This is a genomic window from Mesorhizobium ciceri WSM4083, from assembly GCF_000519305.1.
Lineage (GTDB): Bacteria > Pseudomonadota > Alphaproteobacteria > Rhizobiales > Rhizobiaceae > Mesorhizobium > Mesorhizobium ciceri_B.
This window is the reverse complement of record NZ_KI912610.1, coordinates 1,062,824-1,075,484: the sequence shown is the minus strand read 5'-3', so window position 1 is coordinate 1,075,484 and position 12,661 is coordinate 1,062,824. Positions and strand designations below refer to the sequence as shown.

11 protein-coding genes are annotated in these 12,661 nt (G+C 62.7%); 1 reads left to right on the top strand and 10 read right to left on the bottom strand.

Annotated elements, in window-relative coordinates; all coding sequences use genetic code 11:
- The first annotated feature begins 205 nt into the window (after window positions 1-205).
- Window positions 206-1,228, top strand: coding sequence for a LacI family DNA-binding transcriptional regulator (locus MESCI2_RS0131120; RefSeq protein ID WP_027039895.1), 1,023 nt, complete (start codon window positions 206-208; stop codon window positions 1,226-1,228).
- Window positions 1,229-1,321: 93 nt separating this feature from the next.
- On the opposite strand, the gene MESCI2_RS1000000137660 is transcribed toward MESCI2_RS0131120, so the two are convergent.
- The 10 genes from MESCI2_RS1000000137660 to MESCI2_RS0131075 form a co-directional block, all read right to left on the bottom strand.
- Window positions 1,322-1,813, bottom strand: a complete 492-nt coding sequence (locus MESCI2_RS1000000137660; protein WP_081738945.1) for an Imm8 family immunity protein — start codon at window positions 1,811-1,813, stop codon at window positions 1,322-1,324.
- Between the two features lie 170 nt (window positions 1,814-1,983).
- Window positions 1,984-3,420 carry a S8 family serine peptidase gene (locus tag MESCI2_RS0131115; protein ID WP_027039894.1) on the bottom strand — a complete coding sequence of 479 codons (1,437 nt, stop codon included), beginning with the start codon at window positions 3,418-3,420 and terminating at the stop codon, window positions 1,984-1,986.
- A complete protein-coding gene (locus tag MESCI2_RS0131110) occupies window positions 3,410-4,078 on the bottom strand; it encodes a hypothetical protein (protein WP_027039893.1) in 669 nt (222 codons plus the stop codon). The genes MESCI2_RS0131115 and MESCI2_RS0131110 overlap by 11 nt, the downstream gene beginning before the upstream one ends.
- Entirely contained in the window at window positions 4,075-4,641 is a 567-nt protein-coding gene (locus MESCI2_RS0131105) for a sigma-70 family RNA polymerase sigma factor (protein ID WP_027039892.1), read from the bottom strand. Before MESCI2_RS0131105 ends, MESCI2_RS0131110 begins: the two co-directional genes overlap by 4 nt.
- 161 nt (window positions 4,642-4,802) lie before the next feature.
- Window positions 4,803-5,642: an alkaline phosphatase family protein gene (locus tag MESCI2_RS0131100; RefSeq protein WP_027039891.1), complete on the bottom strand. Its 840-nt coding sequence runs from the start codon at window positions 5,640-5,642 to the stop codon at window positions 4,803-4,805.
- A gap of 99 nt (window positions 5,643-5,741) precedes the next feature.
- Window positions 5,742-7,331: an ABC transporter substrate-binding protein gene (locus tag MESCI2_RS0131095; RefSeq protein WP_027039890.1), complete on the bottom strand. Its 1,590-nt coding sequence runs from the start codon at window positions 7,329-7,331 to the stop codon at window positions 5,742-5,744.
- A gap of 198 nt (window positions 7,332-7,529) precedes the next feature.
- The gene (locus MESCI2_RS0131090) at window positions 7,530-9,185 is read right to left on the bottom strand and encodes an ABC transporter ATP-binding protein (RefSeq protein WP_027039889.1); all 1,656 of its coding nucleotides are present in this window, start codon (window positions 9,183-9,185) and stop codon (window positions 7,530-7,532) included.
- A complete protein-coding gene (locus MESCI2_RS0131085) occupies window positions 9,185-10,009 on the bottom strand; it encodes an ABC transporter permease (RefSeq protein WP_027039888.1) in 825 nt (274 codons plus the stop codon). Before MESCI2_RS0131085 ends, MESCI2_RS0131090 begins: the two co-directional genes overlap by 1 nt.
- A gap of 9 nt (window positions 10,010-10,018) precedes the next feature.
- The gene (locus MESCI2_RS0131080; protein WP_027039887.1) at window positions 10,019-10,978 is read right to left on the bottom strand and encodes an ABC transporter permease; all 960 of its coding nucleotides are present in this window, start codon (window positions 10,976-10,978) and stop codon (window positions 10,019-10,021) included.
- Window positions 10,979-10,993: 15 nt separating this feature from the next.
- Entirely contained in the window at window positions 10,994-12,580 is a 1,587-nt protein-coding gene (locus MESCI2_RS0131075; RefSeq protein ID WP_027039886.1) for an ABC transporter substrate-binding protein, read from the bottom strand.
- Window positions 12,581-12,661: the final 81 nt, after the last annotated feature.

Sequence of the window (12,661 nt, the reverse complement as noted above, 5' to 3'; positions counted from 1 at the left end):
AGTCAAGAGCCTGGCGAGTTAATCGATTTAGGTTCGCCCGTTTTCACTCCTAAAAGTGCGCTGCAACATACTATTTTGGCGATGCAGCAGCAATTTCTGTTTCAAACACGCCCAAACCGCGTCTATGGTTCGGCTTCGTATGGCTCGGCCCCGGTGGCACTTGGGTCGATTCAATTTAAAAGCGCTTTGAGGGAATGGAGACTTCGTGAACCTCAAGCAGCTCGCCCACATGCTGGCACTTTCGCAAACCACGGTGAGCCGTGCGCTGAACGGCTATCCCGAGGTCAACGAGGAGACGCGCAGGCGTGTCATGGATGCCGCCAAGCGCCATGGCTATCGTCCCAACCCGAGCGCGCGCCGGCTGGCGACCGGCAAGACCGGCATGATCGGCTATGTCCTGCCGACCGGTGCGTCGGTCGACATCGATCCGCATTTCGTCGAGTTCCTGTCCGGTCTTGGTGACTATGCCCGCTCGCACGAGCTTGACCTTGTGCTGTCGCCGGCCGACGCCGACGACCAGGAGACGACCTACCGGCGCATCGTCGCCAACCGGCAGGTCGACGCTGTTTATATCTCCTCTCCAAGGCCCGCCGACCGGCGCGTGGCGCTGGTCAACACGCTCGGCATTCCCTTCATCGTCCATGGCCGCAGCGAAGGTTTCGATTTCGACTATGCCTTCACCGACATCGACAATGAGGGCGCCTTCCACGAGGCAGCCAGGCTGCTGATCCAGCTCGGTCATCGGCGGCTGGCGTTGATCAACGGTGACGACCGCGAAACCTTCGCCATCCATCGCGAACGCGGCGTGCGCCGGGCACTCGCCGCGAGCGGACTGTCATTGAGCGAACGCCATGTCTGCTCGGTCGATATGACCGAAGAGAACGGCTATCGCGCCACCAGGCGTTTGCTGGAAGAAGGTGACGCGCCGACGGCGATCGCCTGCTCCAGCCTGATCATGGCACTCGGCGTCGTGCGCGCCGTGCGCGACCTCGGCTTGAGCATTCCCGGCGACGTGTCGCTGATCGCTCATGATGACGTCTTCCCCTGGCTGAGGCCGGAGAATTTTTCGGTGCCGCTGTCGACGACGCGTTCATCGATCCGTCTCGCCGGCGCCCGTGTCGCCGAGCGGCTGGCGGCACGGATTTCAGGCCTGGAGGAGGGGGCGCGAGGCGAGGTCTGGCCGGTCGATCTGGTGGTCAGGGGATCGGTCGCCGGCGCGCCTGGCTAGCGGTCGAAACGCAATCACTCCGCGCGACCGAGTTCGACCCATTTCTGCCGTTGATTTTAAGAAGGCTCGCGCGGGCAATTTTCCGTCTAGGCATTAACCATCTGATCGAAGCCAAGATTCATATTCCGCCATACCAGAATATTCCCACTCAAATCGCTTGCACAATTCGCGAACACTCTCCTTCCATGAATTCCCTTCACATTTTCTAAGGATATCTAGAATGCTTTTGAGCAGATCAGGCCATTTAAAATCTTCGACGCTAATTACCGGATGAGGGTCTATATTGATCTGATCTCTGATTGCGTTCGTGATGATATAGACGGTAAAATTGTCAGCCCCAACACCATTGTCCCACCCTATCGACAGGTTGAGCGCCAAAGCGACGCTCTTTGGATTTGCAGGCCTCCAATGCTCCAGCGCCTCCTCTGGCGTTACCACCCTGATACCAGAGTGAATTTCAGCTTCGGTGTAGCCTTCTCTGATGAGACTTTCAGGAGTTGAGCCAGGTTTTCTTGTTCTTTCGCCAAGATTCCGTGCATCGAAGCTGCGTAACCGTAGTCGGGACTCGGAGCAGATATTCGACATTAATCACCAGCATTCTCTCAGCGGCAGCCCAGCGCGGCGCAGCTATCTTCCGGGATGGAAATACTATGAACTAAACTGTTAGACGACTGCTTCCCACCCATCTCGGCCATTGGGCAACCATCTGATTGAGTTTCGACATGCATGAAAGCAGAAGCTTTTAAGCGTTAGATCTATTCCTTTGCCGCCGCCGCCTTTATGTCCAGCAGCCCATAGCCGAAATCATCGTCGCGTCCCTTGGGGCCGAGATCTCTGGCCGTTGCAGCGAGCGCCTTCTCGATGTCGTCGGCCGAGCGATCAGGCGCGGCGTGGATGAGATTGGCGATGGCGCCGCTCACGATCGCCGCCGCGAATGAGGTGCCGGTGACCACGTCCGAGCCGGCGCCGCTCGGCGCCACCATCTCGACGCCGGGCGCCGAGATGAAGACATAGGCGCCGCGATTGGCCTGCGGCATCAGCCCGTCCTTGGCATCGGTGGCGGTGACCGCGATGACGCCGTCGAAGGCGGCCGGATAGCCATAAGGCGCTTTCGGCCCGTTGTTGCCGGCGGCAGCGACCAGCACCATGCCGAGCGCGCGGGCATTGCGGCAGGCGACGCCGAGCAAATCGTTCTTCGGCCCGACGAAACTCATATTGATGATGCGCACGTCCTGTTCCGCCGCCCAGTCGAGCGCCGACAGGATGACATCCATGGTCGACTTGCCGCCCTCGAAGGCGCGGGCGTGATAGATTTTTGCGCCCGGCGCCATGCCTTCCAGCGCGCCGACGCCGGCGATCAGCCCGTCGATCGACGTGCCGTGATCGCGCTTTTCTGTCGGCACGTCGGGCATGGCGTCGAACTGCCCGGCAATGACGCCCGACAGCGCCGGGTTGGTGTCGTCGATGCCGGTGTCGATCACCGCGATGCGGACGTTTTCGCCGCTCGCCTGCTTGGCATCGAGCGCGATACGATCGAACGCATAGTTGACGATGCCGGCGGCCTGCTGCAGCGAATAGACATGGTTGGGCTCGCGCCGCTGGGTGCGGCCGTCGGCGGCCAGTTGCGCCAGCACGACGCCGACGGGCCGGCCGTCGGGAATGCCGAAGCGCACCAGCGTGGTGCCAAGCAGAAGCGACTGGCGCTGCGAGCGCACCTGCAGGCCGAAGGAGGCGGCGATCTGCTGGACAGCGCCGGCATCGCCGTCGACGGTCACCAGCACCTCGTCGGGCACGAAATCGCCAACCACCGCGCGCGCCGGCTGAACGGCAATGAGATCGGTCGGCGAGACGATCGGGCCGCCAGGCGGGGGGCCGGCTTGAGTATCGGCAGGCAGCGCCGCTGGCGCCGGCCGGGGCGTCGGCACCGGTGTTGGAGGCGCCGCCGGGTTGGGAAACAGGTCGACGATCAGCGCCGGCAGGAACACAGCGCCGGACTGCGCCGCATCCGATCCGCCCTTTGTGTCGCTGCCATCCTTGGCGCAGTCGGCGCCCGCCGCGTTGGTCCCGTCGCGGCAGTCGATTTTCGCCGGGTCGGGATTGGGATCGTTGGTCTGCGCCGACGCGGGCACGGCGGCGATTGTCATCGCCGCCGCAAGCATTGCCGCAAATCGAATGACCGCCTCAGCCGCCATCAACGGGTTTCCTTCCCTCGATCACAGTTTCCGTGAAAGCCTGGGCGGCAACAAGGCCGATTTGCTTGTTGTAGTCGGCTGCGTTGGCAGCCGGGATGCCGAGCCGGAAGACGCCGTCGGCGGTCGGTCCACCGATGATCTTCAGCCCGTTGCCGCCGAGGAAGGCGGATATGTCAGACATCTTGGCATCCGGCTTGAACTTGACCAGAGCGAACGGCATTTTCGCCAGATCGTTTTCCGCGCCGGCAATCTCGAAATCATTGCCCTTGCCGCCGGGTTCGACAAACGACTGCACCATGACCAGGGCCAGCAGAACCGCGGCTGCCGCCCAGGCGACACCGACCGGCACCGCCATGAAGCGGCCCCAGGCCTGCGCCAGCCAGGACGATCCTGCCGGTTTGCGCGCAAGCCCGGCCTCGGCGTCGAGTGCCTTGGCAAAGCGGCTGAGCGCATCGGCCGGCGGCCGGATTGCTTCGTTGGCGGCCGTGGCGCCGGAGAATTCGGCTTCAGCCTCACCAAGGGCGGCAAGTGCCGAGGGATCGCTGGCCAGCCATTCCTCGACCGCTTCCAGGTCGGAACCTTCCAGCGAGCCGTTCAGGTAGAACGGCAGCAGCGTTTCCATTTCGTCGCGGCGCGACATTTTTTCAGCGGCACTCATGGCCACCCCCTGTCGTAACCGGCGGCCTTGAGGGCTTCGCCGAGTTTCTTGCGGGCGTAAAACATCCGGGTCTTGACGGTTGCGACCGGAATGTCGAGCACCTCGCCGATCTCGTTCACCGACTGTCCGTGATAATAGGCAAGATCGATCACCACGCGGTGCTCTTCGGGCAAGGCGTTAACGAAGCGCCGCAGGGCGGCCGCCTTGTCTTCCTTCATGGTGACGACTTCCGGCGTGTCGGCGCCGTCGGGCACCGCGGCGGCGGCCTCGTCGTCGATCCAGTCTTCCTTCTTCTTGCGCAGCACGGACAGCGCCTTGAAACGGGCAATGCCGAGCAGCCATGTCGAGACTTCGGAACGCCCTTCGAAGGCGGGGGCCTGGCGCCACAGCTCGAGGAAGACTTCGTTGGCGATATCGTCGGCCATCATTTCCGATCCCGTCTGGCGCGCCACGAAGCGGTAGACCCGCGCGTGGTGACGCATGAACAGGAGCCGCACGGCGGCACGGTCGCCCTTCGCGACCCGGTCGACAAGCGCGCGATCGGTCTCGGTCGCTGCCGTCATGGCCGGTCGAGCCGCCTGGCTCCTGTCTGCTCTGTCGCTGATCGGCCCAAAAAGGTTCATCCTCCGCCAAGGAATTTTGCGGAGGCTAACCGAAGAAAGGGGAGGTTGCCAGAGCCGGGCCTTTTTCCCTTCTCCCGCAAGGGGAGAAGGGAGGGCCGCGCTCAGCTCAAGAAAGCCTTCGCCTTCATCGTCGCCGGCACCGGCACACCCAGTCGGCTCAGCACCGTCGGCGCCAGCTGCAGCTGGTCGAGCAGCGTGTCGGCCTGCGGTCCTTTGCCGGCACCGAAATAATACAGCGCGAAATCCTGCATCTCGTCGTCATGGCCGCCATGATGGCCACGATCGGTCTGGCCGTGATCGGCGGTGACGATCACCTCATAGCCGGCTTCGATCCAGCGCGGCAGGAAGGCGGCCAGCATGCCGTCCATCGCATAGACGGCATGGTCCATCTCGTGGCAGTCGTGGCCGAAGCGGTGTCCCATCGAGTCAAGCGTGCAGGTGTGCAGGATGCCGTAGTCGATGCCATGGCGTTTCGTCAGCATGGTCAGCGTCGCGAACAGGTCGACATCGCTCGGCGTCATCTGGTTGCGGAGATTGTAACCGGTCATGGTGTGGAAGCGGCCATGCGTGATCGGCCCGCTTGGCTCGTCGAATTCCATGTCCTCGACCAGGTCGAACGGATAGGCGCGGAAGAATTCCGACCAGTAGGAATGGGTCACCGCCCCCGTCTTGCCGCCTGCCTTGCTGACCTCGGAGAAGATATCGGGCTGCTCGACGCGGAACCGGTTCTCGTTGGAGAGAATCCCGTGCACCTGCGGAGAGACCCCGGTGTGGATCGACGCATAGCAGCAGGCCGAGGTCGACGGCAGCACCGAGCGCATCTTCCAGACGCGCGCCTCGCCCGATTGCACCCAACCTTCGAGATTGCCCATCAGCCGGCGCCAGTTCCGGTAAGGCACGCCATCGAGGATGATCAGCAGAAGCTTGGATTTGAGCGCCATGGGCTGCTCCATGTGGTTGGCGGTTTGAAACGGGAACGCCGTGTGCCGTCCCGGGCACACGGCGTTCTTGATAGATGAAATCGGACGATCAGAGTCCGCTCAAGCGTTGAGCCAGCACTCGGCAAGCGCGTAGCCGTCCATCATTTCGCCGATAGGGCTCTTGGCATAGCCGCCGATCTTGTTGGTGGCGGCCGCGTCGATGAACTGGTTGAAGAAGGGCACGATCAGCCCGCCTTCGTCACGCATCATCACTGCCATATCGTGGTAGATCGCCTGGCGCTTGGCCTGGTCGAGCTCGCCGCGCGCGGTAAACAGCATCTTGTCGAATTCCGGCCGCTTGAAGCGCGTGTCGTTCCAGTCGGCTGTCGAGACATAGCCGGTGGAATACATCTGGTCCTGCGTGGCGCGTCCGCCCCAGTAGGAGAGCGAGAAAGGCTGCTTGTTCCAGACCTCCGACCAGTAGCCGTCGCCGGGCTCGCGCTTGATCTCGATCTTGATGCCGGCTTTGGCGCAGGACTGCTGATAGAGCTGTGCGGCATCGACGGCGCCCGGGAAGGCGACGTCCGAGGTGCGCAGCACGATCGAGCCGCTGTGGCCTGATTTCTTGTAGGCTGCCGCCGCCTTGTCCGGATCGAACTTGCGCTGTTCGATGTCGGCGGAAAACAGCGGATAGGCCTCGTTGATCGGGAAGTCGTTACCCACCGAGCCATAGCCGCGCAGGATCTTTTCCAGCATCTCGTCGCGGTCCATGGCCAGCTTCAGCGCCATGCGCAGATCGTTGCTGTCGAAAGGTGCGGTGTCGCAGAACATGTTGAACGGATAGTAGCCCTTGCCCGAGACGTTCTCGATGGAAACGCCCGCGATGCGCTTGACGAGATCGACGACCTTGGGTTCGACGCGGTTGATCATGTGCACCTGGCCGCCCTGCAGGGCTGCAAGCCGTGCGGTCGCATCATTGATGACGATGATCTCGACCTGGTCGGCATGGCCGGCCTTGTCGCCCAGCCAGTAATTGGCGAAACGCTCGCCGCCATGGCGCACGCCTGGCTGGTTGACGCTAACCTTGTAGGGTCCGGCGCTGATACCGGCATTCGGATCGTCCTTGCCGCCATTCGGCTGGATGGTGAGATGGTAGTCGGCCATCAGATAGGGGAAGTCGGCATCGGCGTCGCCGAGCGTGACGATGACTTCCTTGCCGCTCGCCTTGACGCCCTTGATGTTCTTGAGGATACCGAGCGCGCCCGACTTCGATTTCTCGTCTGCATGGCGCTCGATGGTGGCGGCAACGTCTTCGGCGCCGACCGTCTTGCCATTGTGGAACTCGATGCCGTCACGGATCTTGATCGTCCACGTCTTGGCGTCCGCCGAAGCGCCGATCTCTTCGGCGATCAGGTTGACCAGCTTGTTGTCGGGGGTGAGGCGCACGAGATACTCGCCCCAAAGCTTGCCGAAGCTGAAGGTGACCTGGCTGAGGTTCAGCGCCGGATCGAGGCTGTTGGTCGATTCACCGCCCTGCAGGCCAGCCTTGATGGTGCCGCCCTTCACCGGCGTTTGGGCAAAAGCCTTGCCAGCCAACGCCGGTATCAGGGCTGCCGACACGCCGAGCGCGGCGGCGCGGCCGAGAAACGCGCGGCGCGAAATGCGCCCTTGACTGGCGAGTTCAGCGAGATGGTCGAGTTCAGTTTTCATGTCCTACCCCTTTTAAGAGAAAAACGTGCGGGCGCCGCCCGTCCGCAGGACGTGTGGCGCTCTAGTGTTGCATCCGGATGACGGCCGCCGGTTCCCCTGACCTTGGCGGACCGCCTGGCTTGCCCTGACGCAATTCCCAAGGGAAAGCGCTGTGCGCTTTTCCCGGGAAAATCGGTTCCCACTTTTCCTGGAATTGCTCTAGTTCCCCGCGCTGGCCATGCGCCGTCCCTTGATCGCCTTTTCCAGCCAGCCGATCTCCATCTCGGGGACCGAGGAAAGCAGAAGATCGGTATAGGCGTCGAAGGGCGGCGCCAGCACCTTGCTCTTGGGGCCGTAGCGCACCACCTCCCCGCGATACATCACCGCGATCGAATCGGCGATCGACTTCACCGTCGCCAGGTCGTGCGTGATGAAGAGATAGGCGACGTTCTCCTCCTTCTGCAGGTCGAGCAGCAGCTTGAGGATGCCGTTGGCGACCAGCGGATCGAGCGCCGAGGTCACCTCGTCGCAGATGATCAGCTTCGGCTTGGCGGCAAGCGAACGGGCAATGCAGACGCGCTGCTTCTGGCCGCCGGAAAGCTCGGCCGGATAGCGGTCGGAAAAGCCTTTGCCCATCTCGATCTTGTCGAGCAGCTCCGCAACGCGCTTGTCGCGCTCGCGGCCGCGCATGCCGAAATAGAACTCCAGCGGGCGGCCGATGATGGTGCCGACGGTCTGGCGCGGGTTCATCGCCACGTCGGCCATCTGGTAGATCATCTGCAGCTGGCGCAGATCCTCCTTCGGCCGATCGGCCAGCCGGTTTGCCAGCGGGCGCCCGTCGAAGGTGACGGTACCCTGTTCGGGCGGCAGCAGGCCGGTGATGGCGCGCGCCAGCGTCGACTTGCCGGAGCCAGACTCGCCGACCACGGCCAGCGTCTGGCCCGGATAGATGTCGACCGAGACGTTCTTCAGCACCTTGATATGGCTGCCGCCATAGGCAGCGGTGATGTTCTTCACCGACAGAAACGGCGCCGTGCCGGGCTTCTGCTCGGCATGTTCGATCTCGTGTACCGAGACCAGCGCATTGGTGTATTCCTGGCGCGGCTCCTTGATGATCTGCCGTGTGCCGCCCCATTCGACCAGCCGGCCATGGCGCAGCACCATGATCTCGTCGGAGACCTGGGCGACGACGGCGAGGTCGTGGGTGATGTAGAGCGCCGCCACATGCGTATCGCGGATGGCGTCCTTGATCGCCGCCAGCACGTCGATCTGCGTCGTCACGTCGAGCGCCGTGGTCGGCTCGTCGAAGACGATCAGGTCCGGCTCGGAGCACAGCGCCATCGCCGTCATCACACGCTGCAGCTGGCCGCCCGAAACCTGGTGCGGAAAGCGCTCGCCGATGGTTTCGGGGTTAGGCAGGCTGAGCTTCTTGAACAGCGCAACCGCGCGCTTCTCGGCCTCGGCTCGTGTCGCGGTGCCGTGCAGCAGCGTGGCTTCCACCACCTGGTCCATCAGTCTGTGCGCCGGATTGAAGGCCGCTGCCGCCGACTGCGCGACATAGCAGACTTCGCGGCCGCGTAATTTGCGGAAGCCATCCTTGCCGCCCTTGAGGATGTCGCGGCCGTTCAGGATGACCTCGCCGCCGGTGATGCGCACGCCACCGCGGCCATAGCCCATCGACGACAGACCGATGGTCGACTTGCCGGCTCCGGATTCGCCGATCAGGCCGAGCACCTTGCCCTTCTCAAGCGTCAGCGAGACATCGTGCACCAGCACGATGTTCTTCGGCGGCTCTCCGGGCGGGAAGACGGTGGCCTCGATGCGCAGATTGCGGATGTCGAGCAACAAGCCAGGTTTCGCTTTGGTGTCGGCCATCACCCGCGTCCTCCCTTGAGGCTTGTCGTCCGGTTGAGCACCCAGTCGGCAACCAGGTTGACGGAAATCGCCAGCAAAGCGATCGCCGCCGCCGGGATGAGTGCGGCCGCGATGCCGAAGACGATGCCGTCCTTGTTTTCCTTGACCATGCCGCCCCAGTCGGCGTCCGGTGGCTGCACGCCAAGGCCGAGGAACGACAGCGTCGACAGGAACAGCACCGCGTAGATGAAGCGCAGGCCGAGTTCGGAAACCAGCGGCGACAATGCGTTGGGCAGGATCTCGCGGAAGATGATCCAGCCGCTGCCCTCACCACGCAGTTTCGCCGCCTCGACATAGTCCATGACGTTGATGTCGACGGCGACCGCGCGCGACAGGCGATAGACGCGGGTCGAGTCCAGAATGCCCATCACCAGGATCAGCGTCACCAGATTGGTCGGCAGCACGGACAGCACGACGAGACCCATGATCAGCGTCGGGATAGACATCAAGAGATCGACGAGGCGCGACAGCAGCGTATCGAACCAGCCGCCGAAGACGGCCGCCGAGAAGCCGAGGATGGCGCCGAGCGAGAACGACAGCGCGGTGGCCAGCACCGCGATGAACAAAGTGATGCGGGCACCGTAGATCATGCGCGAAAGCAGGTCGCGGCCGAGATTGTCGGTGCCCAGCAAATGGGCAGCCGACATCGGTTCCCAGACATCGCCGACGATTTCGCCATTGCCGTGCGGCGCGATCCACGGTGCGAAGACCGCCGCCAGCACGAACAGCGTCGTCAGGATAATGCCGATTAGCGCGGGGATGGGGATGCGTTTGATATCGAGCATATCCGCCCCCTATTTCGGGTGTCTGAGACGCGGATTGGCGACAATAGCCCCGATGTCCGCAATGATGTTCAGGCTGATGTAGACGGCGGCGAAGATCAGGCCGACCGCCTGCACCACCGGCACGTCACGCTTGGTGACGTGGTCGACGAGATATTGTCCCATGCCCGGATAGACGAAGATCACCTCGACCACGACGACGCCGACGATCAGATAGGCGAGGTTGAGCATGACGACGTTGATGATCGGCGCGATGGCATTGGGGAAGGCGTGCTTGCGGATGACGTTGAAGGCCGACAGGCCTTTCAGTTCCGCCGTCTCCACGTAGGCCGACTGCATGACATTGAGGATCGCCGCACGTGTCATGCGCATCATGTGGGCGAGCACGACCAGCGTCAGCGCCGTCGCCGGCAAGGCGATCGCCTGCATGCGCTCGCCGAACGGCATGCCCTCATAGACGGTCGAGATGCCGGGGAAGATTTGCCATTTCACGGCGAAGAAATAGACCAGCACATAGCCGATGAAGAACTCGGGAAAGGAGGTCGAGGCCAGAGCCAGCCCGGAGATCAGCTTGTCGACCCAACCATTGCGGTAGCGCACCGCGATCAGGCCGAGAATAATCGCCAGCGGCACGGCGACGACCGCCGCCCAGAAGGCGAGGAACAGCGTGTTCCACAGCCGTCCCTTGATCGACGTGGCGATATCCTGCCCGCTCGACATGGCCGTACCGAGATCGCCGGTCAGCACACCGCCGAGCCAGCGGAAATACCTGATATAGGCCGGATCGTTGAGGCCGAGCTGCTCGCGCAGATTGGCGAGCGACTCCGGTGTCGCCGATTGCCCGAGAATGGCTTGCGCGACGTCGCCGGGCAGGATCTGGGTACCGGCGAAGATCAGGACCGAAACGGCCAACAAGAGGACGATGCCCAGCGCAATGCGCTGGGCAATTAGTTTCAGGATGGGTGAAGACATATCCGCAAAGCCGGCTCAGGCCTGCAGCCAGCACTTCGCCAGGGCGTAACCGTTCATCAGCTCCTGATGCGGATCGTCGACCCAGCCATCGACCTTGGCGCCGGTTGCGTCGATGAACTGGTTGAACATCGGCAGGATCAGGCCGCCTTCGTCGCGGACCAGGACAGCCATGTCGTGGTACATCGCCTTGCGCTTGGTCTCATCGAGTTCGGCGCGGGCCGCCAGCACCATCTTGTCGAAATCCGGACGCTTGAAACGCGTGTCGTTCCAGTCGGCAGTCGACAGATAGGCGGTCGAGTACATCTGGTCCTGCGTCGAGCGCCCCCCCCAGTAGGAGGCGCAGAAGGGCTGCTTGTTCCAGACTTCCGACCAGTAGCCGTCGCCCGGTTCGCGCTTGATCTCCAGCGTGATGCCGGCCTTGGCCGCGCTCTGTTGATAGAGTTGCGCGGCATCGACGGCACCGGGGAAGGCGACATCCGAGGTGCGCAGCAGCACGGCGCCGTCATGGCCCGACTTCTTGAAGTGGAACTTGGCCTTGTCGGGATCATATTTGCGCTGCTCGATCTCGCTGAACAGCGGGTAGGAAGCGTTGATCGGGAAGTCGTTGCCGATCGAACCGTAGCCACGCAGGATCTTGTCCAGCATTTCTTCGCGGTCGATGGCCAGCTTCAGGGCCATGCGCAGATCGTTGTTGTCGAAGGGCGCCGTGTTGCAATGCGCGATGAAGACATAGTGGCCAGGACCCGCATGGTTGCGGATGGTCACGCCCGGCAGGCGCTTGATCAGGTCGACGATCTTCGGCTCGACGCGGTTGATCATGTTGACCTGGCCGCCTTGCAGGGCCGCCGTACGCGCGGTGGCATCGTTGATGACGATGATCTCGATCTGGTCGGCATGGCCCATCTTGTCGCCCTGCCAGTAATTGGCGAAACGCTCGCCGCCATGGCGCACGCCGGGCTCATTGGTCGTGACCTTGTAAGGACCGGCCGAGATGCCTGCGTCGGCCTTGTCCTTGCCGCCATTCGGTTGGACGATCAGGTGATAGTCGCTGAGCAAATAGGGCAGATCGGCATTGGCTTCCTTCAGGGTCAGCACGACTTCCTTGCCGCTGGCCTTGATGGTCTCGATGCCCTTCATGTAGCCGAGCGCGCCGGACTTCGATTTCTCGTCGGAATGGCGCTCAAGCGTGGCGGCCACGTCCTCGGCGGTTACCGTTTTGCCGTTGTGGAATTCGACGCCGTCACGGATCTTCAGCGTCCAGGTCTTGGCGTCCGGTGTTGAGCCGATCTCCTCGGCGATGCGGTTCTCGAGTTTGCCTTCCGGCGAAAGCTCGACAATCAATTCGCCCCACATCTTGCCGAAGGCGAACGGCACCTGTGTCATCATCAGCGCCGGGTCGAGGCTGTTGGTGGATTCGCCGCCGACAAGTCCGGCCTTCAGTGTGCCGCCCTTGACCGGACCTGCCGCGCGTGCAGCGCTTGAAAGCAGCGAGTTGGCGAAGGGCGCGGAGATACCGAGCGCCGCCGCCCGGCCGAGAAAATCACGACGGCTCAGTTTGCCCGACGCGACACGCCGGCTAAGAAATTCCAGTTCGTTCGACATTTTGAGTTCCTCACTCTGTTGGTTCGACTCTGCGGTCGTTTTTCTTGTTTCTTGTGAGGAGAATAATGACCGCAAGGGAAA

What these genes read in the sequence shown, in the direction of transcription:
- MESCI2_RS1000000137660 (WP_081738945.1), bottom strand. Translation starts at nt 1,813, where the DNA reads ATGTCGAATATCTGCTCCGAGTCCCGACTACGGTTACGCAGCTTCGAT.
- MESCI2_RS0131115 (WP_027039894.1), bottom strand. Translation starts at nt 3,420, where the DNA reads ATGGCGGCTGAGGCGGTCATTCGATTTGCGGCAATGCTTGCGGCGGCG.
- MESCI2_RS0131110 (WP_027039893.1), bottom strand. Translation starts at nt 4,078, where the DNA reads ATGAGTGCCGCTGAAAAAATGTCGCGCCGCGACGAAATGGAAACGCTG.
- MESCI2_RS0131105 (WP_027039892.1), bottom strand. Translation starts at nt 4,641, where the DNA reads ATGACGGCAGCGACCGAGACCGATCGCGCGCTTGTCGACCGGGTCGCG.
- MESCI2_RS0131100 (WP_027039891.1), bottom strand. Translation starts at nt 5,642, where the DNA reads ATGGCGCTCAAATCCAAGCTTCTGCTGATCATCCTCGATGGCGTGCCT.
- MESCI2_RS0131095 (WP_027039890.1), bottom strand. Translation starts at nt 7,331, where the DNA reads ATGAAAACTGAACTCGACCATCTCGCTGAACTCGCCAGTCAAGGGCGC.
- MESCI2_RS0131090 (WP_027039889.1), bottom strand. Translation starts at nt 9,185, where the DNA reads ATGGCCGACACCAAAGCGAAACCTGGCTTGTTGCTCGACATCCGCAAT.
- MESCI2_RS0131085 (WP_027039888.1), bottom strand. Translation starts at nt 10,009, where the DNA reads ATGCTCGATATCAAACGCATCCCCATCCCCGCGCTAATCGGCATTATC.
- MESCI2_RS0131080 (WP_027039887.1), bottom strand. Translation starts at nt 10,978, where the DNA reads ATGTCTTCACCCATCCTGAAACTAATTGCCCAGCGCATTGCGCTGGGC.
- MESCI2_RS0131075 (WP_027039886.1), bottom strand. Translation starts at nt 12,580, where the DNA reads ATGTCGAACGAACTGGAATTTCTTAGCCGGCGTGTCGCGTCGGGCAAA.